This window comes from Streptomyces sp. CB02366, from assembly GCF_001905905.1.
In the GTDB taxonomy this organism is placed as follows: domain Bacteria; phylum Actinomycetota; class Actinomycetes; order Streptomycetales; family Streptomycetaceae; genus Streptomyces.
The window spans coordinates 58,924-85,474 of record NZ_LIVT01000001.1; the positions used below are offsets into that span (position 1 = coordinate 58,924).

23 protein-coding genes are annotated in these 26,551 nt (G+C 71.9%); 8 read left to right on the forward strand and 15 right to left on the reverse strand.

The window, feature by feature from the left end; translation table 11 throughout:
- Positions 1 to 63 precede the first annotated feature (63 nt).
- Positions 64 to 1,494, forward strand: coding sequence for a pyruvate kinase (gene pyk, locus AMK24_RS00205; protein ID WP_073763690.1), 1,431 nt, complete (start codon positions 64 to 66; stop codon positions 1,492 to 1,494).
- 83 nt (positions 1,495 to 1,577) lie between these two features.
- Here pyk and AMK24_RS00210 read toward each other — a convergent pair whose 3' ends face one another.
- The 7 genes from AMK24_RS00210 to AMK24_RS00245 all read right to left on the reverse strand — a co-directional run bounded on the left by AMK24_RS00210 (position 1,578) and on the right by AMK24_RS00245 (position 11,224).
- Complete coding sequence (locus tag AMK24_RS00210; RefSeq protein WP_073763692.1) at positions 1,578 to 1,925, reverse strand: hypothetical protein; 348 nt, start codon at positions 1,923 to 1,925, stop codon at positions 1,578 to 1,580.
- Entirely contained in the window at positions 1,918 to 5,754 is a 3,837-nt protein-coding gene (locus AMK24_RS34480; protein ID WP_079190380.1) for a hypothetical protein, read from the reverse strand. Before AMK24_RS34480 ends, AMK24_RS00210 begins: the two co-directional genes overlap by 8 nt.
- 55 nt (positions 5,755 to 5,809) lie before the next feature.
- Positions 5,810 to 6,730, reverse strand: a complete 921-nt coding sequence (locus AMK24_RS00220; RefSeq protein ID WP_073763694.1) for an FG-GAP repeat domain-containing protein — start codon at positions 6,728 to 6,730, stop codon at positions 5,810 to 5,812.
- A gap of 251 nt (positions 6,731 to 6,981) precedes the next feature.
- A complete protein-coding gene (locus tag AMK24_RS00225) occupies positions 6,982 to 8,301 on the reverse strand; it encodes a hypothetical protein (protein WP_073763696.1) in 1,320 nt (439 codons plus the stop codon).
- Entirely contained in the window at positions 8,291 to 8,851 is a 561-nt protein-coding gene (locus tag AMK24_RS00230) for a DUF6114 domain-containing protein (protein ID WP_073763698.1), read from the reverse strand. The genes AMK24_RS00225 and AMK24_RS00230 overlap by 11 nt, the downstream gene beginning before the upstream one ends.
- A 94-nt stretch (positions 8,852 to 8,945) precedes the next feature.
- A complete protein-coding gene (locus AMK24_RS00235) occupies positions 8,946 to 9,599 on the reverse strand; it encodes a DUF6230 family protein (RefSeq protein ID WP_073763700.1) in 654 nt (217 codons plus the stop codon).
- Between the two features lie 653 nt (positions 9,600 to 10,252).
- A complete protein-coding gene (locus AMK24_RS00245) occupies positions 10,253 to 11,224 on the reverse strand; it encodes a tetratricopeptide repeat protein (RefSeq protein WP_073763702.1) in 972 nt (323 codons plus the stop codon).
- Positions 11,225 to 11,682: 458 nt separating this feature from the next.
- Here AMK24_RS00245 and AMK24_RS00250 point away from each other — a divergent pair, with 458 nt between their 5' ends.
- Positions 11,683 to 12,309 carry a TetR/AcrR family transcriptional regulator gene (locus AMK24_RS00250; protein WP_073763705.1) on the forward strand — a complete coding sequence of 209 codons (627 nt, stop codon included), beginning with the start codon at positions 11,683 to 11,685 and terminating at the stop codon, positions 12,307 to 12,309.
- A 57-nt stretch (positions 12,310 to 12,366) separates the two neighbouring features.
- Here AMK24_RS00250 and AMK24_RS00255 read toward each other — a convergent pair whose 3' ends face one another.
- The 4 genes from AMK24_RS00255 to AMK24_RS00270 all read right to left on the reverse strand — a co-directional run bounded on the left by AMK24_RS00255 (position 12,367) and on the right by AMK24_RS00270 (position 16,667).
- Positions 12,367 to 14,067, reverse strand: coding sequence for an acyl-CoA mutase large subunit family protein (locus AMK24_RS00255; RefSeq protein WP_073763707.1), 1,701 nt, complete (start codon positions 14,065 to 14,067; stop codon positions 12,367 to 12,369).
- 94 nt (positions 14,068 to 14,161) lie between these two features.
- On the reverse strand, positions 14,162 to 14,488 hold the full coding sequence (locus AMK24_RS00260) for a DUF3817 domain-containing protein (protein ID WP_073763709.1): 327 nt from the start codon (positions 14,486 to 14,488) through the stop codon (positions 14,162 to 14,164).
- A 177-nt stretch (positions 14,489 to 14,665) separates the two neighbouring features.
- Positions 14,666 to 15,175, reverse strand: a complete 510-nt coding sequence (locus AMK24_RS00265; protein WP_073765541.1) for a MarR family winged helix-turn-helix transcriptional regulator — start codon at positions 15,173 to 15,175, stop codon at positions 14,666 to 14,668.
- Positions 15,176 to 15,185: 10 nt separating this feature from the next.
- Positions 15,186 to 16,667: an MFS transporter gene (locus tag AMK24_RS00270; protein ID WP_073763711.1), complete on the reverse strand. Its 1,482-nt coding sequence runs from the start codon at positions 16,665 to 16,667 to the stop codon at positions 15,186 to 15,188.
- 80 nt (positions 16,668 to 16,747) lie between these two features.
- On the opposite strand from AMK24_RS00270, the gene AMK24_RS00275 reads away from it, so the two are divergent.
- Positions 16,748 to 17,731, forward strand: a complete 984-nt coding sequence (locus AMK24_RS00275) for an ArsR/SmtB family transcription factor (RefSeq protein WP_073763713.1) — start codon at positions 16,748 to 16,750, stop codon at positions 17,729 to 17,731.
- 180 nt (positions 17,732 to 17,911) lie between these two features.
- Positions 17,912 to 18,964, forward strand: coding sequence for a glycoside hydrolase family 6 protein (locus AMK24_RS00280; protein WP_073763715.1), 1,053 nt, complete (start codon positions 17,912 to 17,914; stop codon positions 18,962 to 18,964).
- A gap of 54 nt (positions 18,965 to 19,018) precedes the next feature.
- Here the strand turns inward: AMK24_RS00280 and AMK24_RS00285 are convergent, their stop codons facing one another.
- The 4 genes from AMK24_RS00285 to AMK24_RS00300 all read right to left on the reverse strand — a co-directional run bounded on the left by AMK24_RS00285 (position 19,019) and on the right by AMK24_RS00300 (position 23,605).
- Complete coding sequence (locus tag AMK24_RS00285) at positions 19,019 to 20,974, reverse strand: kelch motif-containing protein (protein WP_073763717.1); 1,956 nt, start codon at positions 20,972 to 20,974, stop codon at positions 19,019 to 19,021.
- Positions 20,975 to 20,977: 3 nt separating this feature from the next.
- The gene (locus AMK24_RS00290) at positions 20,978 to 22,792 is read right to left on the reverse strand and encodes a glycosyltransferase family 2 protein (protein WP_073765543.1); all 1,815 of its coding nucleotides are present in this window, start codon (positions 22,790 to 22,792) and stop codon (positions 20,978 to 20,980) included.
- A gap of 172 nt (positions 22,793 to 22,964) precedes the next feature.
- Positions 22,965 to 23,258 carry an MTH1187 family thiamine-binding protein gene (locus AMK24_RS00295; protein WP_073763719.1) on the reverse strand — a complete coding sequence of 98 codons (294 nt, stop codon included), beginning with the start codon at positions 23,256 to 23,258 and terminating at the stop codon, positions 22,965 to 22,967.
- The gene (locus tag AMK24_RS00300) at positions 23,255 to 23,605 is read right to left on the reverse strand and encodes a DUF3817 domain-containing protein (protein ID WP_073763721.1); all 351 of its coding nucleotides are present in this window, start codon (positions 23,603 to 23,605) and stop codon (positions 23,255 to 23,257) included. The genes AMK24_RS00295 and AMK24_RS00300 overlap by 4 nt, the downstream gene beginning before the upstream one ends.
- Positions 23,606 to 23,828: 223 nt before the next feature.
- Here AMK24_RS00300 and AMK24_RS00305 point away from each other — a divergent pair, with 223 nt between their 5' ends.
- From AMK24_RS00305 to AMK24_RS00320, 4 genes are all read left to right on the forward strand, one after another.
- Positions 23,829 to 24,461, forward strand: coding sequence for an AIM24 family protein (locus tag AMK24_RS00305; protein WP_073763724.1), 633 nt, complete (start codon positions 23,829 to 23,831; stop codon positions 24,459 to 24,461).
- Positions 24,461 to 25,111 (forward strand): AIM24 family protein, encoded by a 651-nt coding sequence (locus tag AMK24_RS00310; protein WP_073763726.1) that lies wholly within the window; start codon positions 24,461 to 24,463, stop codon positions 25,109 to 25,111. Before AMK24_RS00305 ends, AMK24_RS00310 begins: the two co-directional genes overlap by 1 nt.
- Complete coding sequence (locus tag AMK24_RS00315; RefSeq protein ID WP_073763728.1) at positions 25,108 to 25,872, forward strand: AIM24 family protein; 765 nt, start codon at positions 25,108 to 25,110, stop codon at positions 25,870 to 25,872. Before AMK24_RS00310 ends, AMK24_RS00315 begins: the two co-directional genes overlap by 4 nt.
- A 149-nt stretch (positions 25,873 to 26,021) precedes the next feature.
- Positions 26,022 to 26,498 (forward strand): MarR family winged helix-turn-helix transcriptional regulator, encoded by a 477-nt coding sequence (locus AMK24_RS00320; protein ID WP_073763730.1) that lies wholly within the window; start codon positions 26,022 to 26,024, stop codon positions 26,496 to 26,498.
- The last annotated feature ends 53 nt before the right edge of the window (positions 26,499 to 26,551 follow it).

The window sequence follows — 26,551 nt, forward strand, 5'->3', positions numbered from 1 at the left end:
CCCTTTTGTACCTTCCACCAGACGGAATATTCCGCAGCGAAACAAACCGATAGGATCCGCCTCATGCGCCGTTCCAAAATCGTCTGCACCCTCGGTCCCGCCGTCGACTCCCACGAGCAGCTCGTCGCTCTGATCGAGGCGGGCATGAGCGTGGCCCGTTTCAACTTCAGCCACGGCTCCCACGAGGAACACCAGGGCCGTTACGACCGCGTCCGCAAGGCGGCCGCCGAGACCGGCCGCGCGGTGGGCGTGCTCGCCGACCTCCAGGGCCCCAAGATCCGCCTGGCCAAGTTCGCCGAGGGCCCGGTCGAACTGGTCCGCGGCGACGAGTTCACCATCACCGCCGAGGACGTCCCCGGCGACAAGTCGATCTGCGGCACGACCTACAAGGGCCTGCCCGGCGACGTCGTCAAGGGCGACCCGATCCTGATCAACGACGGCAACGTCGAGCTGAAGGTCGTCGAGGTCGAGGGCCCCCGGGTGAAGACCATCGTCATCGAGGGCGGTGTCATCTCCGACCACAAGGGCATCAACCTGCCCGGCGCGGCGGTCAACGTCCCGGCCCTGTCCGAGAAGGACGTCGAGGACCTGCGTTTCGCGCTGCGGATGGGCTGCGACCTGGTCGCCCTCTCCTTCGTCCGGGACGCCGACGACGTCAAGGACGTGCACAAGGTGATGGACGAGGAGGGCCGCCGGGTTCCCGTCATCGCCAAGGTGGAGAAGCCGCAGGCGGTCGAGCACATGGAGGGCGTCGTCGCGGCGTTCGACGGCGTGATGGTGGCCCGCGGCGACCTGGCCGTCGAGTACCCGCTGGAGAAGGTCCCGATGGTGCAGAAGCGCCTGGTGGAGCTGTGCCGGCGCAACGCCAAGCCGGTGATCGTGGCGACCCAGATGATGGAGTCGATGATCACCAACTCGCGGCCGACCCGCGCCGAGGCGTCCGACGTCGCCAACGCGATCCTGGACGGCGCGGACGCGGTCATGCTCTCGGCCGAGTCCTCGGTGGGCGCGTACCCGATCGAGACGGTCAAGACGATGGCGAAGATCGTCGTCGCCGCCGAGGAGGAACTGCTCTCCAAGGGCCTCCAGCCGCTGGTCCCCGGCAAGAAGCCCCGTACGCAGGGCGGTTCGGTGGCCCGCGCGGCCTGCGAGATCGCGGACTTCCTGGACGGCAAGGCCCTGGTCGCCTTCACCAAGTCCGGCGACACGGCCCGCCGCCTCTCCCGTTACCGCACGGCCCAGCCGATCCTGGCCTTCACCACGGAGGAGGCCACCCGCAACCAGCTCGCGCTGAGCTGGGGCGTCGAGTCCTACGTCGTCCCGCACGTGGACAACACCGACGCGATGGTCGACCTGGTCGACGCGGAGCTGCTGAAGCTGAACCGCTACAACGACGGCGACACGATGGTCATCACCGCCGGCTCGCCCCCCGGCGTCCCCGGCACCACCAACATGGTCCGGGTCCACCACCTGGGCGGCGGCGAGCGGGACTGACCCGCGCGGCACGGCACGCCCGAGGGGGCCCTCCGATCATCGGAGGGCCCCCTCGGCTTCAGGTGCGGGGCCCGCGGCCCCGGTCAGCCGTCGCCCCCGTCCGGGGACGACGGCTCCAGCTCCACCAGCAACGACGTGAGATCGCCGTGTTCCCGTGCCAGCTCCAGGACGCGCACCATCGCCGCGACCCCGGCATGCCGGGTGATCACCAGGTCGGGGCAGTGGAAGTGCAGACGCTCGTACTCCCGCGTCTCGCTGTCCATCCAGCGCACGACCGCCGCCGGCGTCAGGAACGTCGCGCTGAAGCGCCGCCCGTCCTCCAGGGTGACCAGCACGTCGACGTCCTCGACCGTCGCCTCGTCGTCCTCCTCGCCGAGCATGAACACCGCGTCGAAGTGCGGGGTCCTGACGAGGTGCAGCGCATCACCCATAGATCTTCTTCAGCCGCTTGATGACCTTGTCCTCATTGTTCTTGTCGGACTTCGCCACGATCAGCCAGCCGTCCTCCGCCTTCTTCACGAAGAGCCGGGCACCCTTGCGCGACCGGAAGTAGATGATGCCGGTTCCGGTCAGGCTCTTGTACTCGCCACCCGGCATGTTGCCCTGCTTCAGCTGGGCGAACATGTTGTCGAAGTCCACCTGGAGCTTCTGGTTCTTGGTGGCCTCCTGCGCCGCGGTGATCAGCGCCGAGTCGTCGCCGATCGCCGAACGCATGCAGACCGCGGGCTTGTCCGCGGCGCGCAGGGTGGGGCCCGAGGCGCGTGCCGCGCTGAACCCCGCCAGGTCCCCGGCGAGGCCGAGCAGGCAGGAAGCCCCCGAACCCGCCTTCTTGGTCTGCTCGATGACCTTCCGCAGCCGGTCCAGCGTGTGCTTGGCGGTCACGGACTTGTCGAGGAACTTGGCGATGCCGCCGCCGATCTTGATGACGGCGCTGGTGACGGCGGGGATCTTGCCGACGAGGGCCACGAAGCTCACCGCGTTGACGAGCGTCCACAGGCATCCCTCGACGTCGCCCTCGGTGAAGCACTTCTTGGCGTCGGTCCAGCCCACCAGGTCGATCAGGACCTGACCGCCGTTCGCGACCACCCAGTCCAGCAGGTCCTGCCCCGCCAGCGCCTTGGCGGCGCGGAACTCGTCGACGCAGACCTGGCCGCAGGCAGCCAGGAGGAGCGCCTCCTCGTCGGTCCCGAGCTCGGGCCCGGTGTCCACCGACCCGGCGTCGACCCGCTTCTGGCGCGCTTCGGCGTCCCGCTGCCTCTGCGCCTCCTCCGCGCGGTCGGCGGCCTGGTCGGCCTGGGTGGCGTAGTTCACCGCGTCGGCCGCGGCCCCCTCGGCGACCACCGCGTCCTGTTCGGAGTCCGTGGCGATGCCGTCGGCGGTGTTCGCGTCCGCCTCGGCGGCCGAGGCCGCGCTGCGGGCGCCGGCGGCGTCCTTCTCCGCCTCCGTGGCCGACGCCGAGGCGGCGGCCGCCTCGTCGGCGGCCTCACCGGCCGCGACCTTCGCCGCGAGCGCGTCCTCGTTCGCCTTCCGGTCGTACTCGACCGTGGCGGCCTCGGCTTTGCGCGCCGCATCCGCCGCCTTCTTGGCCTCGGTGGCCGAGATGCGGGCCTGCGCCAGCGACGCGGCGGCCTTCGCCGCCCAGTCCGCGGCACGGGCGGCCGCCTCGGCAGCCGCCTTGGCGTCGGCGGACGCCTTCGCCGCGAGCGCCGCCGCCTCCACAGCGGCCTTCTTCGCCTGGTCGGCCTTGGCCTGGGCGAGAGCCGCCTGCTGCTCGGCCAGGGTCTTCGACGCCTGACCGGTGAGCACGGCCAGGCCGGCCGACGAGTCGGTGTCACGGTAGGGCGATCCGAGTTCGATCGCATCGTTGGCGGGCCGGATGACCTGGGCCGCGGAGTCACGGGCCGCGACGGCCGCCTGGGCGGTGGCGTACGCGAATCCGGCGGTGCGGATCGACGCGGCCTGCGCCAGGATCGCCTCGCTCTTCGCCGCGGCCGCGTCCTGCCGGGCCTTCACGGCCTTGGCCGCGGCCTCCTTCGCGAGCGCCTCCGCCCTGACGACGTTCTGCGCGGCGGCCTCCGAGGCGTCGATGGCCTCGGCCGCGGCGGCGTGCGCCTTCTTCACGGCCGCGCCGGTCCTCGCGGCCGCGGCGGCGGCGCCGTCGGCGGCCGACTGCGACCGGGCCGCGGCCCCCTCCGAGCGGGTGGCAGCGGCACGCGACGCGATCGACGCGGTGGTCGCGTCGTTCGCCGCCGACCGTGCGGCGGAGGCGTGGCCGGCCGCCGCGTCGGCGGCCGAACGGGCCTCCACGGCCGCCTGACGGGTCTCCGCGGCGGCCGAGGTCCCCACGGCGGTTGCGGCCGCCGCCTCCAGTGCGCGGGCGCGGCTCTCCTGGGCCTGCTGGTTCCGTTCCGCGGCCAGCGCGGCGTCGCGGGCCTCCATGGCCCGTACCGACGCCTGGACGGCCTCGTCGCTCTTGGCATCCGCGGCCTCCCCCGCCGTCCTCGCGGCGGACAGGGCGGTGGCCGCAGAAGCACGTTCCTGGACCGCGCGCTTCTCGGCGGCCTCGGCCTTGGCCCGCTCGGCGTCGGCACGACGGCGCTCGGCCGCCGCGGTGTCCCGCTCGGCCTCGGCCGTCGCGCGCTTGGCCTTCGCGTCGGCCGCCGCGGTCTTCGCCTCCGCCTCCGCGGCTTCGGCCTTGGCCTGCGCGTTCTTCGCCTTGGTGGCGTTGTCCGCCGCCAGCTTCGCCTGGAGGGCGGCCCCCTCGGCAGCGGCCTTGGCCTGGGACTCGGCCTCCTCCGCCGCCTTGCGGCGGAACTCCGCCTTCGAGGCGTGCGCCTGGGTCTCGGCCAGCGCCATCAGCGTCTTGCTGTCGGCCGCCGAGGCGCGGGTCGCGTTGGACGCGGTCTCGGCCGCCTTGGAGACGGCCAGGGCGGCGGCCGCCGACGCCTTCGCGACCTGGACGCCCTGCTGCGCGTACATCAGGCCGCGACCGCGCGGCAGTCCGGCCGCGTCGGCGATGGTGTACGCCGCCTGCTTGGCGCTCTCGGCCCGTGCGGCCTCGTTCTGTGCGGCGAGCGCGGCGCGGGAGGACACGAAGACCCGGCCCTGCGCGCGGGCGCGGGCAGCCTCGATGTCCGCCTTGACCTTCGCGAACTCGGCGGCGGTGGGGTAGAACTGCGTGCTGCTCGGCGACTGCTTCAGCCAGTACGCCTGCCAGTCGGTGAGCCGGCTCGCGATGATCGACTGCCCCAGCGCCTCTCCGAGCGCCTGGGTGGCCACGGTGAGGTGGCGCGATGCCTTGGCCTCGGCCGTCATGATCGCGTCGCGCTGCGCCTTCTGCCCGGCGAGCTCCGCCTGCCACTCCGTGGAGGCGACGACGACCTCGTCCGTCAGGACCTTGTGCGGGTCCTGCGGGTTCTCGGTCGCGCAGGAGGCGAAGCGGGCCTTCAGCGCCTCGACGTCGACCCGGAACTCCATGCTGTCCGGGGCGGGTGCCGACGTCGGGAAGCCTCCGTGCTGCAGGAAGAGGCGCGCGTCGTCCGCGTACATCGGGTGCATGAACGTCATGTCGTCCAGCGCCCGGAGGGCTTCGTAGTCCTCGTGCCGGTCCTCGGAGTAGCGCTGCGCGGCGATGGCCTGGACCGCCTTCACCGATTCCTCGCTGGCGACCGGCGTCTGGTCCTCGTGGTAGAGGTCGTACTCGGACTTCCAGTACTCACCGTCCAGCCAGGTGAGCAGTCCCGTCGTGATGAAGGGGTTGTCCTCGCTCTGGACCCACTCGAAGCCCGTGACCGTGTAGCCGGGCGGAGTGGTCTGCGGCGGAATGGCGAGGGACTTCTCCCAGACCGCGTCACGGCTCCAGAGCTCGTCGCCCTTGGCGTCCGTCCAGGCCTTGTCCTTGGCGAACGCGACGGCCAGCGGGGTCTTGCCGTCGTACCAGTAGTCGCTCTCGGCCGCGGTGTGCAGGTCCTGCTCGCTGCCGTTCAGTCCGGTGCGGGAGACCGCCTTGAGCTCCTGTCCGCCCTTGCGGAGCATCAGGTTGAGCAGGCACTGCTCGGCGCGTGTCTCCGCCGCGGCGTCCAGGTCGTACTCCGGGGCCTCCGCGACGGCGGTGGCGGCCGGTTCGATCCGCGGGGGCGGGACCGGGAGTTGGTTGCCCGTGACGACGACGGCGAGCGCGGTGGCCAGAGCGGTGGTGGTGAGCAGCCGTGGCCAGACGCCGCGCGGGCGGTGTCTGCCGGGTGATGGGCGGGTGTGCATGGGAAGGACCGATCGGCTCGGAAGGACGGGGGGCTCGGGGGCGCGGGCCACGAGGTCAGAAGAGGGTGGTGAAGGCGGCCCAGCCGCTGGTGCCGATCTGCGTACGGGCTTCGAAGGGCGCACTCGCCCTGCCCGTGCCCTTGAAGAGCCACAGCGCGCCCGCCGGGTCGACCGCGATGAGGTCGGCCTTGCCGTCGCCGTTGCTGTCGCCGACGGAGACCAGCGTCTTGTACGCGGTGGCGCCCCAGGTCGTGCCGACCGTCACGCGGGCGCCGAATGCGGCGTCGGCGGTGGCGTTCCCGGTACCCGGGTACAGGTACAGCGTCCCGGTGGTCGAACGGGCGAGCAGATCGCTCTTGCCGTCGCCGGTGTAGTCACCGCGGCCGGCCAGCACGTCCATGCCGTTCCACCCCGACGTCCCGATCCTGATGCGGGCGGCCAGGGCGCCGTCGGCCTTGCCCTGGAAGAGCCAGAGGGCTCCGGCGGCATCGCGCCCCACGATGTCGTCGTGCGCGGTGCCCCCCAGGTTGCCGGGTGACATCAGGAGGTTGTAGACGTCCCACCCGGTGCCGACGGGCTTGGTGTCGTTGCCCCGCTCGGCGGTGTAGTAGAGCGTCTTGCCGATCCTGAAGTACAGGTCCGTTCCGGTGCCGTTCTCGGAGTGGCCCGCCTGGATGAGTGCGGTGGCGTCGGCGAAGCCGCCGCCCAGGTCGACGGCGGCCTTCACCCCGCCGCTGCCGGTCAGCTCGTAGTCGTACAGCCGGCCGTTGGACTTGCGGCCCAGCAGAGGGACCGCCCGGGGCCCGGCCGCCGCGGCGGCCGCCGCGCGGGGTGCGGCGCGGTCGGCGGAGCCCTGCTCCGTGGACCAGGGGGCCCGGGGCAGAGCGGCTGCCGTGCCGATGGCGAGTGCGGCGGCCGCCAGGGCTCCGGCGCACACCGCCGCTCGCCGTATCGCACGGCTGGATTGTCCGAACATGGAAGCGGAGATTCCTCACGGGAGTTCACCTGCGCGAACGCAGGGAGGAATCACAGAGCGGCCACCCCCGACGTCCGCGCGCAGGGCCGGACGGCCACAGCTCGATCAACTTATTCGCCATGTCCACGCCTAGGGAGAGCATGTGAAGAATTCATGGCGAACCTTTACCTGGCAGAGACGACTGTGGCCCGCACCAGCGAACTTGGCGGTGCGGGCCACAGGGACCAGGTGAACGTGGGGATGCGGTGGGGCTAACCCGTGCCGCCCTCCAGGTAGTTCTCCAGCCCGGGCACGGTGAGCGTGCCGCCGAACTGACCGGCCTGGACGACCCTCACCTTGGTGAACACGGCGCCGGGGACGTTCAGCGGGGGCGGGGTCTGCGGGCTGAACGTGACCGGGAAGACGCCGAAGAGGTTGCCCTTCAGCTCCTCCGTGTACATCGTGACCTCGCCGTCGCGGATCTTCGAGACCGAGCCGGGGCGCGACTTCACGTGCCCCGTCGTGCCCGCCGGACCCACGGTGCGCTGGTGGAGGTCCTTGATGTCGATCGAGGCGGCGGTGAACTTCAGCACCTTCTTGACGCTGCCGTCCGCCTTCCTCACCTCGACGATGCCGTGGTAGTCGAGGCCCCGCAGGGTGAGCCGCGTCGACTCCAGGATCCACGGGTCGCTCGGCAGCAGCGGGACGCCGGGCTCCAGTTCGGCCGCGGCGAGCGCGTCCGGGTCGGGCTCGGGGCACGGGAAGCGGGGCTTCGCGCCGTCCGGGATGGCCTCGTCCTTCCTGGGGTCGAGTCCCTTGACGTCCTCGTCCAGCTCCTCGACCTTCTCGCCGGCCTTCTCGGCGGCCTCGCGGATGGCGTCGGCCGTCTTGTCGGACGTCTCCTTCGCCTTGTCGGCCGCGTCCTCGGCCGGGTCCTTCGGCGTCTCCGACTTCCGGGGCGCCTCGGGCGCCTCGGACGCCTCGGGCGTGGGACTCGGGGACGGGGCCGCCGGCTCCTCGGACTTCCCGTCGTCCGGGCCGTCGAAGAGGTCCTTGAGCGCGTCGCCGATGCCGAGCGGGTCGAGCGGGTTCTTCGACGCGGTGGGCGTCGGGGTCGCGGAGGGCGTGGCGGCGGGCTGGTCGTCCGCGGAGCGCGCCGAGGTGTCCGCACCGGGCTTCTCGCCGGCGGCCGGGTCCTTCTCCGTACCGGGGGCGGACCCGCCGGCCGAGGGCTTCGGGGCCGCGGCGCCGTCCTTGCCGGAGGCGCCGTCCTTGCCGTCCTCCGCCGTGGCCGACGGGGAGGGGGTGGCCTCGGGCGACGCGGACTCGCTCGGCTCGTCGGACCGGGTGACGCAGGGGCCGGGCGCGAACGGGTTCTCGATGCGCTCGTCGGCCAGAGCCAGCTTGGGCGTCAGCCCCATGCCCACGAAGACCGCCGTCGGCATCGCCGCGAGCGCCAGCGCCTTCTTCCCGCTGGGCAGGTGGAGCTTGGTGAGCAGCGACTTCCTGGGGGCCGCGTGGCGGGGCCCCGTGCGCTCGCGGAACTCGTCGCCGGGGCGGGCGTCCGTCCGCTGTCCGTCGTCACCCCGCACGGTGCCCCCCGGTTTCGGAGCCGACCGCCGCGTCGAACCCGGCGCCCTGCTGCGGAACGGCCGCGGACTGGAGTTCGCCCCCGGGACGCTCCTCGTACGGCAGGCCCTCCGCCGGCGCGGCGGGGTGGCCGTCCGCCGCCCGGTCGCTCTCCCGCGCACCGGGCGCCCACGAAACGGACAGGGCTCCGCCGATGAGGGAGAGCAGGAATCCGATCACGAAGCCGCCGATGTTGGCGACGGGAAGGGAGATCAGCGCCAGCAGGATGGCCGCGACGCCCGCGAACACCCGGACGATGTGGTGGAACCACATGGTGAAGCCGAGCGTGATCAGCAGGACCCCGATGATCAGGGATCCGGCGCCGGCGGTCGTGGACATCGCCAGCGTCATGTTGCCGAGGTGCAGGTCGGCGTAGGGGAAGTAGGCGATGGGAAGGCCACCGGCCATGGTCAACAGACCGGCCCAGAACGGCCGGTCACCCCGCCAGGCGCGGAAGCGTCGCCGGTAGACGTGGATGTGGTGCTCGTTCTGCCCTGTGGACTCGGGGCTCATGGAAAACAGCTCCCTGGAACCGGTACCGCTGTGAGAAGGGGAGGGTGGGTGGCCGGAACGCCCGCCGGGGCGTTCCGGCCACCCGGGCCGAGTGCTAGAAGCACTCCTCGACGCCCGTGTGCAGCCTGAGCTTCAGGTCGCTGAGCTTGAAGGTGCCGGCGGTGGTCGCCCACGCCGTCTGCTTCACATCGGTCAGCACGGCCCGGTCGGCCCGCTGGGCGAAGCCCGCACCGTTCGCCTGCGTACCGGGCTGGATACCGATGCTGTTCGGCCGGTTCTCCTTCCGCAGCGAGCCCGCCGCGACACCGATATCGATGTTCTCGAACTCGGCGTCGGCGTCGAGCTGCGCGACGTCCAGGTAGAGGTTGGTCGCCTTGACCGGGTTGTCCGGGTCGGTACCGGCGTTCAGCTTGAGGCTGATGCTCTTGTTGATGAAGGGGACCTTCGGCGTGACCACCGACTGGCACATGTTGGTGATCGTCGCGCTGCTGAAGCCCGACACCGCGACCGCGTGCGCCGCCTTGTTGCCCTCGAGGTCCTTGCCGACCGCGACGCTGCCGTACTGGACGAAGTCCTCGCCCTCCAGCTTGTCGGTGCGGACCTTGAAGCTCTGGCCGGACACGCTGAACGAGGCGGCCAGCGCACCCTGCGCGAGGCCGACGCCCACCGCCGCCGTGGCGACGACGCTCGGCACCATGACCAGAGCGAACCGCTTCCATCTCGTCCCACCGCGAACCTGGGAACTCATACTTGCTCCTTCTTCTCGGACGTACATCTCCGGGCGGGCGTCGTGCCCGGCCTGGGATGGGAGAAGTGCTACGTCCTCGGGAAGGAGAGCGCCCGCGAGCGGAGACGTGTCCCGTATCCGATCCACCGGCGTTCACCCCCGAGCGACAACCACGGGCCGCGCGCTCCGCACGGCCGGTCGGACAGGCCCCGCCATCGAGCGGGAACCCCCCTGTCCAGGGCCGGCGCCACTGCCTCCGACCCACTCGGTGGGGATCCAACAGCCCCTCGGGCACCGGCTGGAGGCCGGGCGGAAGGTGGTGGACCGAGCGTGGCCGATCGTGGTGCATTCACGCGCCCGACACAAGGGGGATCGTTACTCGCTAGTAACGGCCCGATAACCACCGGACGACAGCGCGGCATCGCGCGGCGACGCAGGGTGGAACGAAAGGGACATCGGAATGGCGGGAAACTCCCTGGAAACCGGACAGAAACGGCCGTGCGCCTTACTGCGAGTAACAGCTCGCATCTTTGTCAAGATTTGGTAAAGCGACGGCTTCTCGGGCCGTTCTTTGGCGTCGGGACGGCAAAACGGCCGCGCCGCCGGGTGGGCGGTGCGGCCGTCTTGTCACATCGGAACAATCGGGCGCGTCCGGAGCGGACGGCGGGCCGGTCTCAGAACAGGACGCGGGCGAGCGCGGTGCGCGCGGCGGTCACTCTGGGGTCCTCGGGACCGATCACCTCGAACAGCTCCAGCAGCCGCAGCCGGGCGGTGTTCCGCTCGTCGCCCGCGGTGCGGCGGACCGCCTCGACGAGCCGGCCGAAGGCGTCCTCGACGTGTCCGCCGACGAGGTCGAGGTCGGCGGCGGCGATCTGGGCGTCCACGTCGGCCGGGTTGTCCGCGGCCTCCTTGCGGACCGCCTGCGGGTCCATGCTCTGGACGCGGCCGAGCAGCTCCGCCTGGGCGAGGCCCAGCTTGGCCTCCGGGTTGGCCGGGTCGTCGGTGAGGACGTTCTTGTACGCCTGGATCGCACCGCCGAAGTCATTGGCGTCGAGCGCGGAGGCGGCGGCCTCCAGCAGGGCGTCGTACGGGCCGGCCGGCGCCTCGGCCGGTACGGCGCCCGACGTCCCGGCGTCCGGGTCGACCGTGATCCCGGTGAGCCCGAAGCGCTCCTCGCCGACCTGGATCAACTGGTCCAGCGTCTCGCGGATCTGGGCCTCGGGGGCCGCCCCCTGGAAGAGCGGGAGGGCCTGCCCGGCGACGACGGCGAACACGGCCGGGATGCCCTGGATGCCGAACTGCTGCATCAGCATCTGGTTGGCGTCGACGTCGACCTTGGCCAGCAGGAAGCGGCCGTTGTACTCGACGGCCAGCCGCTCCAGCAGAGGACCGAGCTGCTTGCACGGCTCGCACCACTCGGCCCAGAAGTCGAGGACGACGGGCACCTCGGTGGAGCGCTGGAGGACGTCGCGCTCGAAACCGGCTTCATCGACGTCGATCACCAGGGAGGCGGGCGCGACGGCGCCGGAGGCTCCGGTGCGGGCGGCGTCGGCTCGGGCCTGCTCCGCCTTGGCCTTGGCCTCGCCGGCCGCCTTGACGGCGGCGAGGTCGACGACGCCGCTCATGGACATGTTCCTAGGCTGCATACGCACATCCTCCCCCCTGAGCGCACCGTTGCGAAAAGCGAGCGCGATAACCGGCCCGGCCGAAGGCCCCCGCCGGCGCGCGGGAGCGGACGGACCAGGACGGTCCCGGGCGCCCGAAGGGCCCGGTGAGGCCCCGGAGGGCCTCGGCGGAACCGGCCGGGCCCCTGAAAAGACCCGGTCGTGACGCGTGGGCCGGTGAAGACCCGGGTGGACCTTCCGGATCCCCGTCCGGCCGGTCCGTGCGGCGCCGGATCCCCACCCGGCGCCTCGGGGCCTGGTGAAGGCCCCGGTGGCTGTCGCTCGTTGCGCGGCGTACGGGGGCGGGCCGGCCGCCTTCCTTACGCTACGACCCGTAGCGTAACTGCCGATCGCCCCGCCGCGACAGATGGTCCCGGTGATCTGTCTCACGGTTACCGGGGCGTAGCGGTTTTCCTACCGGCCGGTATGGTCGCCGCATCATGAGCGACAGCGATCTCCGAGCCGGCCGGACCGGACGTCCGCGGAGCCCCGCGGCCGACGCCGCGATCCTGGAGGCGACGCGGGCGTCCCTGGTCGATCTGGGCTGGTCGAAGCTGACGATGGGGGATGTGGCGGCCCGGGCCGGGGTCGCCAAGACGACCCTCTACCGGCGGTGGGCGGGCAAGAACGAACTGGTCGTGGACGCGGTCGCGGTCCTGTTCGACGAGTTGGAGCTGCCGGACCGGGGCAGCCTGGCCGCCGACGTGCAGGGGGTGGTGCTCCAGTTCGCCGCCCTGCTGGAACGGCCGGAGACCCGGACCGCCCTGATGGCGGTGGTCGCGGAGTCCACCCGGGACGAATCGCTGCGGCTGCGCATCCGGGACTCGATCGTGGAGCGGCAGAAGCGCCTGGTGCTGGAGGGGCGGCTGCGGGCGCAGCGACGCGGTGAACTGCCGGTCGAGACCGACGCGTCGGCGGCGGACCGGACCGCCGACCTGATCTTCGACGTCATCGCGGGCGCGGTGGTGCACCGGATGCTCGTGAGCGCCGAGCCGGTCGACGCCGACTGGGCCGGGCGGTTCACCGTGCTGCTGCTCTCGGGGCTGACCGGGGCCCGGGCCGGGTGAGAGGGCCCGGGCCCCGGACGGCACGCGTCCGGGGCCCGGGGTACGGCTGAGCGCCCCTCAGAACCCCGGCGGCTCCGTGTAGACGCCCCACTCGTCGCGCAGGACCCCGCAGATCTCGCCGAGCGTGGCCTCGGCCCGTACCGCGTCGAGCATGGGCGCGATCATGTTGGAGCCGTCGCGGGCCGCGGCGAGCATCGCGTCGAGGGCGGCGGTGACCTGGGCGTCGTTCCGGGCGGCCTTGCGCTCGGCGAGCTGGCTCACCTGGTCGCGCTCGACCTCGTGGCTGACGCGCAGGATCTCCAGGTCGCCGGTGACCGAGCCGTGGTGGACGTTGACGCCGACGACCCGCTTGTCGCCCTTCTCCAGGGCCCGCTGGTACTGGAAGGCGGACTCCGCGATCTCGCCGGTGAACCAGCCGTCCTCGATGCCGCGCAGGATGCCGGAGGTGATCGGCCCGATGGGGTGCTGCCCGTCCGGGTGGGCCCGGGTGCCGCGCTCCTTGATCTGGTCGAAGATCTTCTCGGCCTCGGCCTCGATCCGGTCGGTGAGCTGCTCGACGTACCAGGAACCGCCCAGCGGGTCGGCCACGTTGGCGACGCCGGTCTCCTCCATCAGCACCTGCTGGGTGCGCAGGGCGATCTCCGCGGCCTGCTCGGAGGGGAGTGCGAGGGTCTCGTCGAGGGCGTTGGTGTGCAGCGAGTTGGTGCCGCCGAGGACGGCGGAGAGCGCCTCGACGGCGGTGCGCACCACGTTGTTGTACGGCTGCTGCGCGGTGAGCGAGACCCCGGCGGTCTGGGTGTGGAACCGCAGCCACTGCGCCTTGTCGGTCTTCGCGCCGTACGTCTCCTTCATCCAGCGGGCCCAGATGCGGCGGGCGGCGCGGAACTTGGCGATCTCCTCGAAGAAGTCGAGGTGGGCGTCGAAGAAGAAGGAGAGTCCGGGCGCGAAGGTGTCGACGTCCAGGCCGCGGGAGAGGCCCAGCTCCACGTAGCCGAAACCGTCCGCGAGGGTGTACGCCAGCTCCTGCGCGGCCGTCGCCCCGGCCTCGCGGATGTGGTAGCCGGAGACGGAGAGCGGCTTGTAGGCGGGGATGGAGGCGGCGCAGTGCTCCATCAGGTCGCCGATCAGGCGCAGATGCGGCTCGGGCTGGAACAGCCACTCCTTCTGCGCGATGTACTCCTTGAAGATGTCGGTCTGGAGCGTGCCGTTGAGCACGCCCGGGTCGACGCCCTGGCGCTCGGCGGCGACCAGGTACATGCAGAAGACGGGGACGGCCGGGCCGCTGATGGTCATCGAGGTGGTGACGTCCCCGAGGGGGATGCCGCCGAAGAGGACCTCCATGTCGGCGGCGGAGTCGATGGCGACCCCGCAGTGGCCGACCTCGCCGAGGGCGCGCGGGTCGTCGGAGTCGCGGCCCATCAGCGTCGGCATGTCGAAGGCGACGCTGAGTCCGCCGCCGCCCGCCGCGAGGATCATCTTGTAGCGCTCGTTGGTCTGCTCGGCGTTGCCGAAGCCGGCGAACTGGCGGATCGTCCAGGTGCGGCCCCGGTAGCCGGTGGCGTGCAGGCCGCGGGTGAAGGGGTACTCCCCCGGCCAGCCGATCCGCTCGAATCCCTCGTACGTGTCACCGGGGCGGGGCCCGTAGACGGGCTCGACGGGGTCACCGGAGAGCGTGGTGAAGTCCGCGTCGCGCTTGCGGGCCTTGTCGTAACGGGCCTGCCAGCGGAGGCGGCCTTCCTCGATCGCGTCAGCGTCCATACCCTCGAATTTACTAGGACGTCCTACTAAATGTCGATGGCAAACCGCCCGGCGCTTCGCGCGGGGCGGTGCGGGTGTGCCGGACGCGCCGGGGTCAGACCTGGGCGGGGGCAGGCGCGGGGTCGGTGACCAGGGCGCGGGCCTCCCGGCTGACCTTCGGCTCGACGAAGAACGAGGCGAAGGGGATGCAGCCGGCGGCCAGCACCCACAGGAGCTTGCCGAAGGGCCATTTCGCCTTGGAGCCCAGATCGAAGGCGAAGACGACGTAGACGATGAACAGCACGCCGTGGATCTGGGAGATCAGCATGGTGTCGCCGGTCTGGAATCCGTACTTCGCGATGATCGCCACGGTGAAGACGAGCAGCCAGATGGCGGTGACGTAGGCCATCACCCGGTAGCGGGTGAGCACGTTCTGTTTCATGGCATCGAGCGTAACGGGACGACCGGGGCGATCTTCGCGCGACCCCCGCCCCGGACCGGGTGGCCGACGTGCGGTCCCCGCCCCGGACCAAGCGGTCTTCGTGCGGTCCCCGCCCCGGGCCGGGAGGTTCCGCACTCGGCCGGGCGGCCCGGCCCCCGGCTCACCGCGGGGCCGCGGTCACTTCTCCTCGAAGTCCTGCGCCGCCACCCGCAGCGGCCGCAGCATGGCGAAGATCTCGGCGCACTCCTCGGCGTCGTACACACCGAGCCCGAAGTCGATCGCGACCAGGTCGCGGGTGGCCGCCTCGACGACGTCGCGGCCCTTGCCGGTGATGGACGCGAGCGTTCCGCGGCCGTCGTTCGGGTTGGGCCGCTTGGCCACGAGACCGGACCTGACCAGCCGGTCCACGGTGTTGGTGACCGAGGTGGGGTGCACCATCAGCCGCTCCCCGATCTTGGACATCGGCAGCTCGCCGGCCTTGGAGAAGGCGAGCAGCACCAGCGCCTCGTACCGGGCGAAGGTCAGTCCGTACGGCTTGACGACGGCGTCGACCTCGGCGAGCAGGATCTGCTGGGCCCGCATGATCGAGGTGATCGCCCCCATCGAGGGCACGGGCCCCCAGCGCTGCCGCCAGAGCTCGTCGGCGCGGGCGATGGGGTCGAAGGGAAGGCTGAGCGGCTTCGGCACGGCACCGACCTTACCCACTGGTCACATGCCGGTCAGCTCCGTCTCGCTCTTCGGTATCGGACATCCGTCCGGGGGCTGTCCTGCGGACCTCCACGACGAGCAGCAGCGTGCACAGGGTGCCCAGGAGGCCGGAGCCCGCGACCACCTGGTGCACGGGGAAGAACTCGGCCGCGAGCCCCGCCAGCGCCATCCCGAACCCCTGGACGGTCATCAGCCCGGCGGTGAGCAGGGTCATGGCCCGGCCGCGCAGCTCCTGGGGCACGGCGTCGACGAACCACTGGTCGAGCCCGATGACGTACGCGGCGCCCGCCCCGGCCAGCACGAGGGCGGCGACCGCCAGCGGCAGCCCGGGGCGGACCACGTAGACGAGGAGCGGCAGCAGTCCGACGGCGGCGACCGGCAGGACGATCCGGGAGCGGTGGCGGGGGCTGAGCGCGGACCCCGCGAACAGCTCGGCCCCGATGTGCCCGACGGCCATCGCGCAGAGCAGCAGCCCGAGCGCGGCGGGCGGGGCCCCGATCGCGTCGGCGTAGGGGGCGGCCAGCGCCTCCGGGGCCACGACGAACATCGCGGGCGCCCAGAACAGCAGCATCAGCGCCCGGACGCGGCGGTCGCCCAGGATCAGACGGGCCCCGGAGAGCGACTCCCCCAGCAGGGTGCCGCCGGGCTCCCCGCCGCCGGAACGGGCAGGACGGTCGCGGGTGCCGAAGCGGAGCAGGGCGGCCGAGCCGAGGAACGTCACCACGGTGACGGTGATCGCGCCGCGCGGGGAGAGCACGGTGAGCAGCACCCCTCCCGCTCCGAACCCGATGAGCATCGCGCTCTGCGAGACGATCCGCAGCAGCGAACGGCCCAGTACGTAGAGGTCGCCCTCGCCGAGGATGTCGGTGAGCGCCGCCATCCGCGTCCCCGTGAAGACGGGCGCGATCGCGGCGACCAGGCAGCGCAGGGCGAGGAGGCCGGCGACCGGGGTGGCGGGCGCCAGCATCACGGCGACGCAGGCCGCGCAGAGCAGGTCGCAGACCACCAGGACGCGGCGGGCCGGGTAGCGGTCGGCGATCCCCGCGAACAGCGTCCCGCCGATCATGTACGGCAGCAGCCCCAGCGCGAACGTCAGCGCGCTGAGCAGCGGGGATCGGGTGAGGTCGTAGACGAGCACGGTGAGCGCGAGTTCGCTGACGACGACGCCGAGCAGCGAGAGCAGGTGCGCGGCGAAGACGGCCCGGAACTCGGTGACGGCGAAGACGGCCCGGTAGCCGGGCGGGGCGGCCGGGTCCGGGACGGCGCGGGTCCCGGCGCCGGAAGCGAGGGCGGAGGGCGTGGTGGCGGCCGGGGCGGCGCGGTCCGCCGGGGCCGCCGGATCCCGGAGCGTGGGCCCGGGGCCCGGGTCGGGGAGGGGGGCGGCACGCTCCGGGGGCGGAGCCGGGACCTGTGCCGCCGGGGCGGTCGGAGTACGAGGGGTGTCCACCGGGGCGGGTCTGTCGTTCGGCATGGGACGAGCCTGGGGCCGGGCGGGCCTCGTCCGTAGACTTTCGGTTCAGGACGAATCTTCGGGGCCCGGAAGGGGAAGGCGTGCCGTTCCAGCTCCACTTCGGCGAGAGCGATCTGCTGCGCTGCCGGTTCGCGCTGTCGCCGCTGTTCGAAACCCAGGAGGCGGTGCGCACGCTCTCCCGGCCCGCCCGGCACGGCTACCACCTGCCGTGGCTCCGCCGCGTCCGGGAGTCCGCCGCGGCCCTGGACCTGGAGCCCCTGTGGCTGCTGATGCCGGACGCCGGCCACAACCCGGACTTCATCTGCCCGCCGCCGATCGGGCCGCTGGCCACCTTCGAGGAGGAGCTCGCGACCGTACGGGCGACCGATCCCGACGTGGCGCGGCAGGACATGGCGTCGGCCCTGGCGGACCGGCCGGGCGGGAGGGAGTCGGCGGTCGGACGGCGGCTGCTGGCCGATCCCGCGCGGGCGGTGCGCGAGCTGGCCGACCTGCTGGAGCGGGCCTGGGAGGCGTTGATCGAGCCCTACTGGCCCCGGCTGCGGGCGCTGCTGGAGGCGGACATCGCCTACCACTCCCGGCGGCTCGCGGACAGCGGTCTGGGAGGGGTGCTGGGCGAGGTGAGCACCCGGCTGAGCTGGAACGGCTCGACGCTCACCGTGGCCGGAACCCGGGGCGACCACCGGCGGGTGCTGGGCGGGCAGGGGCTGGTGCTGATGCCGAGCGTCTTCGTCTGGCCGGAGGTGGTCGGCGGCCACGAGGAGCCGTGGCAGCCGGGGCTGATCTACCCCGCGCGCGGCATCGGCGGCCTCTGGTCCGGGGCGGGCGGGCGGACGCCGGAGACGCTCGGCCGACTGCTGGGCCGGGCCCGGGCCGACGTGCTGTGCGCCCTGGACGAACCGGCCGGCACGAGCACGCTGGCGCACCGGCTGGGCCTCGCGCCCTCGTCCGTCTCGGTCCACCTGTCCGTGCTGCGCCGGGCGGGGCTGCTGACCTCGCGGCGCTACGGCCACCAGGTGCTGTACGAGCGCACCCCGCTGGGGATCGCGCTGGCCGCGTCGGAGTGAGGCCACCGGGGCGCCGGAACACCGGGACTCCGGAACGCCGTAACACCGGAACACCGGGACTCCGCGGGCGCACGGGTCACGGACGGTGTCGTACCGCCACTCTCGGTGACCGGTATGGCACGATGGCGCCCGCTCCCCCGTCTTCCGAATCCGTGCGTCACCGCCGCCCGAGGGGTCTGGATGTCCGGCCGCAGCACCGTCTCCCGCGCTCTCCCCCGTACCGGTCCCGTCGTCCTGGCCGCTCTCGTCCTGGTGACCGCCCTCACCGCGGGCTGTTCGACGCCGGAGCCGCGCGTCGCCCCGACCGCCGAGGAGGCCGGGGGGAACCTCCGGGGCGAGCCCGCCCCGAGCGCGGCGTCGCCGTACTGGGTGGACCCGGACAGCGACGCGGCCCGCCAGGTGCGCGCCTGGGAGAAGGAGGGGCGCGAAGGGGACGCGAAGATCCTGCGGCGGATCTCCGACCGCCCGGTGGCCGACTGGCCCGCCTGGGACGACCCCGCCCCGGGCATCCGGGCCGCCGTGCGGGCCGCGGCGCGGACGAAGAAGACCGTCCTGCTCGTGGCGTACAACATCCCGCACCGCGACTGCGGGCTCTACTCCGCGGGCGGCGCGAAGGACGCGGACGCCTACCGTTCCTGGATCGGGGCGTTCGCCGACGCCATCGGGGACGCGCCCGCGACCGTCGTCCTGGAGCCGGACGCCCTCCCCCACATCGCGGACGGCTGCACCCCGCCCGGGCACCACGCCGAGCGCTACCAGCTCCTGTCCGAGGCGGTGGACACGCTCAAGGCCCGGCCGAACACCCGGGTGTACCTGGACGCGGGCAACCCGGACTGGATCGACGAACCGTCCACGATGGCGCAGCCGCTGCGCCGGGCCGGCATCGACCGGGCCGACGGTTTCTCGCTGAACGTCTCCAACTTCCAGTCGAACGAGAACGTGAAGGCGTACGCGGCCCGGCTCTCCGACGCGGTGGGCGGCTCGCACTTCGTGATCGACACCAGCCGCAACGGCAAGGGCCCCCTGTCCGGGGGCCGCGAGGAAGCCTGGTGCAACCCGCCGGGCCGGGGGCTCGGCACTCCGCCGACCACCGACACCGGCGACGACCGCCTCGACGCCTACCTGTGGATCAAGCGGCCGGGCGACTCCGACGGCACTTGCCGGGGCGGCCCGCCGGCCGGCGACTGGTGGCCGGAGTACGCGCTCGGCCTGGCCGAACGCGCCGCCTCCTGACCGCGCCGGGCGCCCGGGCCCCGTGGGGTCCGGGCGCCCGGCGCCTCCGCGTCCTCAGGCGACCTTGACCCACTTCGCCTCGGAGGGGACGCCGTCCGTGTCCGTGACGAAGAGCATGTACCAGCCGGGCGGCACCAGTGTGGGGTCGTCCGGCACGGTCACGCTCACCTTGCCCTCGCCCTTCTCCAGGCCCAGTTCGATGGAGCGCTGCTCCACGTCGGTGGTGTGGGTGACGGCGCTCGGCCGCATCAGCCGGGCGGTGGCGATCCGGTCCGCGTCGGCGCTCCGGTACGTGACCGTCGTGCCGCGCTCGGCGTCCTCGGGGCCGTCCCCGATCACCGGGCGCTCGCCCTCGGCGCGGTGCAGGGCCGGCGGGGTGTAGATCTCCATCCGCTGTTCGAACTTGCCGAGCTTGGTGTTGTCCTTGTCGCCGTAGAGCGAGTCGGAGCCGAAGGTCGCCACCCGCCCGTCGGGCAGCAGCAGCGCCTCGGAGTGGTAGTTGCGCCCCACGGTCGGCTCGGCCGCCTCCTTGAAGGCGCCGGACTTCGGGTCGTAGAACTGCGCCTTCAGGATGTTGCTGGCCCCGCGCCCCCGGTAGTCCTCCGATCCGCCGCTGGTGAAGACGGTGTCGTCGGGCATGATCACGCTGTTCAGGTAACGGGTGCCCTGCGGCAGGTCGGGGCCCGCCTCGAAGGCCGGGTTCTCCTTCTTGAGGTCGATGACGGCCGTGCGCGCCGTGGACTTCTTGGACTCGCCGACCCCGCCGCCGCCGAGCACCATCACCTTCTGGTCCTGCACGGGCGGCAGCATCAGCGAGGCCGCCGTCTCCAGCTGGTCGGTGTCGGTCAGCCCGGGGACCTTGGTGAAGGTGTTCTTCTCGATGTCCCAGATGCCGGGCTCGCGCCCCTTGTCCGCCGGGCCGTAACCGGCGTTGGCGCCCGGGTAGAACAGCTTGCCGCCCTTGGTGAGGAACAGCGCCGGATAGGTCGGGAAGTAGTGGAAGGGGCCCTTGGACCACTTCTTGGTCTTCGGGTCGTAGATCTCGTTGTCGCCCGGCAGGATCGCGCCGACGTCGTCGAGTCCGGAGACGGAGAGCACCCGGCCGTCCTCCAGGCCGACGAGGGTGGGGTACCAGCGGGCCTCCTTCATGGGATCGACCTTGATGTACTTCTCCGCCGTGGGGTCGAACTCGTAGGCGGCGCGGATCCCCTGGAAGTCCTGCTTGTCCATGGTGATCTTCTCGGCCAGCCCGTAGGAGTTGTCGGCGTCCTTGCCCTTCAGCCCGACGATCTCGTACTGCGCGGCCTCCGGCGCCACCGCCTCGGGGCCCTCGTCCACCGCCTCGACGAAGACCCGCTGCTCGGCTGCGGTCACCTTGGTCTTCCACGGCTTCATCTGGCCGCTCTCGAAGTAGTCGACGTCGAACTCGCGCTTGGCCTGGGGGACGGTGACGTCGAACTTGGCGACGTACTCCTTGCCGGAGGCCGAGCGGAAGACGGTGCCCTTCTTCAGTTTCAGCGGCTTGTCCGGGTTCTCGTTCTTGACCCGCATGCCGCCGCCGGCCCGCTTCACCTTGTCGTCGAGCACCTCGTAGCGGGCGGTGCCGCCCGCGATCAGGAGGCGGCCGTCGGGGAGCTGGGCGTGGCCGCCGCAGAAGAAGTCCTCGGGGGTGGGGATCTTCTGGAAGGTGTTCTCGGCCGGATCCCACAGCACGGTGTCGAAGGTGCCTTCGTCGAAGTGCTTCTGGTCGTTGCCGGAGCCCGCGACGATGAGCACCTTCCCGGTGTGCAGGAGCGCCGCGTGGATGGCGTTGGTGCGGTACTCCTTCGGGATGTTCACACGCTCCCAGGAGCCGTACTCGGCCTTGTAGGCGGGCTGGTCGATCTTGTACGCGTGGTACCGGTCCTGCGCGAAGGACAGCGCGGCGGGCGCGTTCAGTCCGGCGAGCAGCACCACCGCGCCGCCGCCCAGAAGCGTCTTCTTCATCTTCTTCGAAGGCCGGTAGGCCATGGCTCAGTTCCCTCCTGCGGTGGTGGTGGCGGTGGTGCCCGCCGTCGCGGTGGTGGTGGACGGCGACGGGGCCGGGGCGGTGGGGACGTACGCCGCCCCGGACGAGGGGGGCGCGGGGACGGGGACGGCACGGGCGGTCTCGGCCCGCCTGTCCTGCCGGACGGTCCAGGCCCACACGGCGACCGGGGCGAGGCAGATCGCCAGGCCGAGCGCCGCCCAGGTCCGCATCGCGGCGTGGGTGTGGTCCAGGACGACGGACGCGGCGAGCGAGGAGAGCAGGACCGCCGCCCAGAAGAGGTGGATACGGAAGGTGAGCAGCCGGTCCGGGGACGCCTGGCCGCCCTTGGGCGTGACGACGAACCGGCCGTCGGTCCGCAGCACGGCCGAGCCCAGCGACCTCAGGTAGACGGGGGCGGAGAGCGCGGACATGGCCATGCCGGCGAGGCCGCCGGAGCCCTCGGGCTCGTGCGGCGAGACGTTGTGCCGGCGGTTCCAGAGGTAGAGGCCGATCTGGAGCGCGGCGGCGTCGCTGTAGAGCATCAGCCAGATGGAGGCGGCGACCTGGGTGCCGGAGGCTCCGAGCCAGAGGAACAGCACGCAGCTGAAGACGCCGAGCAGCCAGTTGACGGCGGTCATCGGGTAGTAGACGAGCATCAGCGTGTAGCTGAGGAGGCGGCCGGGGGGCATCCGGAACAGCGCCTTGCCGTACTGCTTGAACAGCGTCTCGTAGGTGCCCCGCGACCAGCGCATCTGCTGGGTGAAGAAGTCCGTCCAGGAGGCGGGGCCCTCGCCCACGGCCAGCACGTCGGGGGTGTAGACGGACCGCCAGTGGCGTCCGGTGCGCGGGTTGCGGCGGCGGTGGATCTCGAAGCCGGTGGCCATGTCCTCGGTGATCGAGTCGTACAGGCCGCCGACCTGTTTGAGCGCCGCGATGCGCACGATGTTGTTGGTGCCGACGAACATCGGGGCGCCGTAGCGGTTGCCCGCGCGCTGGATCAGGGCGTGGAAGAGGAACTGCTGCGACTCGGCGGCCTTGGTGACGGCCGAGTCGTAGTTGCCGTAGACCTGCGGTCCGACGACGAAGGCGACGTCCGGGTCGCGGAAGTAGCCCATCATCCGCTCCAGGAAGTTGGGCATGGGCACGTGGTCGGTGTCGACGGAGGCGAAGAACTCGTAGTCGTCGCCGTGCAGCGCGATCCAGGCGTTGTAGTTCCCGTGCTTGGTCCTCGCCTTGTGCACGCCCTTGTCGCGGTTCCACTCCGGAACCCCGCGCCGGGTGAAGTGGTGGACGCCCAGCTCGGCGCAGAGCATCCGGGCCCCGGGGTCGTCGCCCTCGTCGAGCAGCCAGACGTCCAGCGGGCCGTCGTGCACGAGCCGCACGGCCCCCTTGAGGGTGGCGCGGACCATGGAGAGCGGTTCCTTGCCGGGGACGTACGTGGTCAGGAAGGCGACCCGGGTGCCGGGCTCGGGCGTCACCGGGACCGGATCCCGCGCGACGAGGGTGGCGTGCGCGATGGAGACCACGTTGACCAGCATGAACAGCTCGATCAGCGCGATCGACACGAGCATCGCGGTGTCGGCCGCGACCAGCCACCACTCCCCGTTCTCCCGCTCGGTCCAGTGCGTGGGCCAGACCAGGTACAGCAGGAGGACGCCGGTGAGCACCGGGGCGAGGGTCATCAGCAGGACGGCTCTTATTCGGTGCTTCTCCGTCGAGAGCAGGCTCCTGTACCGCACCCGGTACCCGGTCGGGTCCGGCTCCGTGAGCGGTCCCGCGAGCCGGCTGTAGGTGTCGTAGTCGTAGCCCTCCGACCGCACCGTGCCTCCCACTGTCGAACGGGTTGATATCCCTACAGAAGGGGACGGCTAACGGTGTGTCGACTCGGCAGGTCCGAGTGAGCGGTTTTCGGTCCGGAGCCGCGAAAACCCCCGGCCGTGTGGCGCCGGGGGCTTTTCGGGTGAACGCGGGAGGACCCGCGCGGACGGGTCGTCAGGTGGCGAGATGACGCTCCACGGTCTCGACCTTCGAGGTCAGTCCGTCGGTGACGCCGGGCCGGATGTCGGCCTTCAGCACCAGGGAGACGCGCCCGGCGCGGGCCTCGACGGCGGCCACGGCGCGCTTGACGACCTCCATGACCTCGTCCCACTCCCCCTCGACGGAGGTGAACATGGCGTCGGTGCGGTTGGGCAGCCCGGACTCGCGGACGACCCGTACGGCGTCGGCGACGTACTCCCCCACGTCCTCCCCGACGCCGAGGGGCGAGACGGAGAAGGCGACGATCATGCGCTGACCGTGCCCTCGCGGCGGGCGCGGGCGGCGATGACGCCGTCGGCCTCGTACTTCTTGAGGAGCTTGTCGCCGTAGAGCCCGCCGAAGGGGATCAGGGACAGGAGGAAGAAGAGCGCGACGCGCCCCAGCGGCCACTTCGCCTTCATCCAGACGTCCAGCAGGAACACCGCGTAGATCACGAAGAGCGCGCCGTGGATCAGGCCGAGCGGCATCATCAGGAAGTCGATGTCCGAGACGCGGCTGAGGACCGAGCCGAAGAGGATCAGGGCGGGGAAGGACAGCGCCTCGGGAATCGAGATGAGGCGCAGCCGGTGCAGGGCGGAAGCGGTCTTGATGTCCACAGGGGCACCTTCGGTGAGAGGGGTCGCGTGAGCTTGTGAACGCACGCACAAGCCGTCCCCATTGTGGCATCGCGCCGGGACTCCTCCGGAGCCGGGGGCCGCCCGCCGGGCGCTCGTCCACGTCGCCGCATATCAGGGCCGGTCCGGGCGCGCATCCGGGGCGCGACGGTTCCGCGGGCCCTGGCCCGGCGGCCGGGCGGAGGGCTACCGTCAGGGCGTGGCGATGTTCCGACTCCAAGGCAGCAAGACGCTCGCGGTCGATCTGACCGGCGACGCCGTCAAGGCCAAGAACGGCTCGATGGTCGCGTACGACGGCCGGATGGCCTTCAAGAAGCTGTCCGGCGGCGGTGAGGGCCTGCGCGGCATGGTGACCCGCCGGCTGACCGGCGAACAGATGACGGTGATGGAGGTCTCCGGGCAGGGCACCTGCTATTTCGCCGACCGGGCGAGCGAGATCAATCTGGTCGCCCTGCACGGCGACACCCTGTACGTGGAGGCGAGCAATCTGCTGGCCACCGGCGCCGGGCTGCGCACGGGCACCACGTTCACCGGGCTGCGCGGCGGAGCGAGCGGCAACGGGCTGTTCACCACCACGGTGGAGGGGACCGGGCAGGCGGCGATCACGTCGGACGGCACGGCGGTGCTGCTGCGGGTGTCGCCGCGGTATCCGCTGACGGTCGACCCCGGCGCCTACATCGCCCACCAGGGGAGGCTCCAGCAGCACTTCCAGGCGGGGGTGAACTTCCGGACGCTGATGGGCGAGGGCTCCGGCGAGGCGTTCCAGATCCGCTTCGAGGGCGACGGCCTGGTCTACGTCCAGCCCAGCGAGCGCAACACGGTGGGGGGCGAGGTCTGATGCCGTTCCGGGAGATCAACTCCAAGGTGGTCGAGGCGGTCCTCGTCCCGGGCCGGAAGGTGTTCAGCCAGCGCGGTGCGATGCTGGCGTACCGGGGCGAGGTGTCCTTCACCCCGAACATCCAGGGCGGCCGGGGCGGCTTCGCGTCGATGATCGGCCGGCGGGTGGCGGGCGAGGCGGTGCCGCTGATGACGGTCGAGGGGTCGGGCACGGTGATGTTCGGCCACGGCGGCCACCACGTCCAGGTGATCGAGCTGTCCGGCGACACCCTGTACGTGGAGGCCGACCGGCTCCTCGCCTTCGACGGGACGCTCCGGCAGGGCACGATGTTCATGGGATCGCAGGGCGGGGTGATGGGCATGGTGCGCGGCCAGGTGACCGGCCAGGGCCTGTTCACCACGACGCTCCAGGGGCACGGCGCGGTGGCGGTGATGGCGCACGGCGGGGTGATCGAGCTGCCGGTCACGCCCGGCCGGGAGGTCCACGTGGACCCGCAGGCCTACGTCGCCCACCACGGCGAGGTCCGCAACAAGCTGTCCACCGCCGTGGGCTGGCGGGACATGGTGGGGCGGGGTTCCGGCGAGGCGTTCCAGCTGGAGCTGAGCGGGAGCGGTGCGGTCTACGTCCAGGCGTCGGAGGAGAAGCTGTGAGCACGCCCGTGGTCTTCGATCCGATGACGCTGCCCTCGGACGACAACGTCAACGCCTACACCTTCTGCGTGGAGCTCAAGGGGAGCCGGTGGTTCCTGCAGAAGGGGAAGATGATCGCCTACTACGGGCAGATCGCCTTCGACGGGATCGGCCACGGCCGGTTCGACCGGCTGGTGCGCTCCAGTTTCCATTCGCCGCTGCACGCGAGCGACTGGGTGGTGGCCGAGGGCAGCGGGAAGATGCTGCTGGCGGACCGGGCGTTCGACGTGAACTCCTTCGACCTGGAGGACGGCAACCTCACCATCCGGTCCGGGAACCTGCTGGCGTTCGACCCCTCGCTCGCGCTGAAGCAGTCGATCGTGCCGGGGTTCGTGACGCTGATCGGCACGGGGAAGTTCGTGGCCGCGTCCAACGGCCCGGTGGTGTTCATGGAACCGCCGCTGCGGGTCGATCCGCAGGCGCTGGTGGGCTGGGCCGACTGCCCCTCCCCCTGCCACCACTACGACCACGGCTACCTGACGGGTGTGATGGGCGGCATCCGGTCGTTGACGGGGATCGGCGGGACGTCGGGGGAGGAGCACCAGTTCGAGTTCGTCGGGGCGGGCACGGTGCTGCTCCAGTCGTCCGAGGCGCTGATGGCGGAGCGGGCGGCGGGCGTCGCGCCGAACGAGCCGGGCGTCCCGGGAGGCGAGGGCCGGCCCGGCGCCGCCCCGCAGATGCCCGGCCAGCTGGGGGACCTCCAGCGCCGCTTCGGGTGGTGAGCGGTAGTCTGCGGAGTGTGACGCCGCATGTCCGCGCCCCGGTGTCGGCACGTGCCGACGGGCCTGCCGCCTCCCCGGCGGACCGGGAGCGCCGGATGTCACACTCCCCCATTTCGTCCGGCTTTCAACTTCTTAGGTAGAATCCACGTATGGAGACCGAGACGGCCACCCGCTGGCTGAGCGACGCGGAGCAGTGCGCCTGGCGCACCCACCTGGACGTCAGCAGGCTGCTGACGCACCAGCTGGAGAAGGACCTCCAGCCGTTCGGCCTGACCATGAACGACTACGAGATCCTGGTCAACCTCTCCGAGTCGGACGAGCAGCGGATGCGGATGAGCGACCTCGCCGCCGCCACCCTCCAGTCCAAGAGCCGGCTCTCGCACCAGATCACCCGCATGGAGACCGCCGGACTGGTCCGCCGCACCCACTGCGAATCCGACCGGCGCGGACTGTTCGCGGTCCTCACCGAGCACGGCGCGGAGACCATGCGCAAGGTCGCCCCGCACCACGTGGCCTCGGTGCGGCAGCACTTCATGGACCTACTCTCCCCCGAGGCGCTGGCCGAGCTGCACGCGGCGCTGACCCCGATCGCGGAGCACCTGCGCGGCAAGCGGGGCAAGCTGTAGGACGCGGGGCGCGGCGGCGACCGTCCCGCGCCCGCACCCGCGTCTTCGCCGAA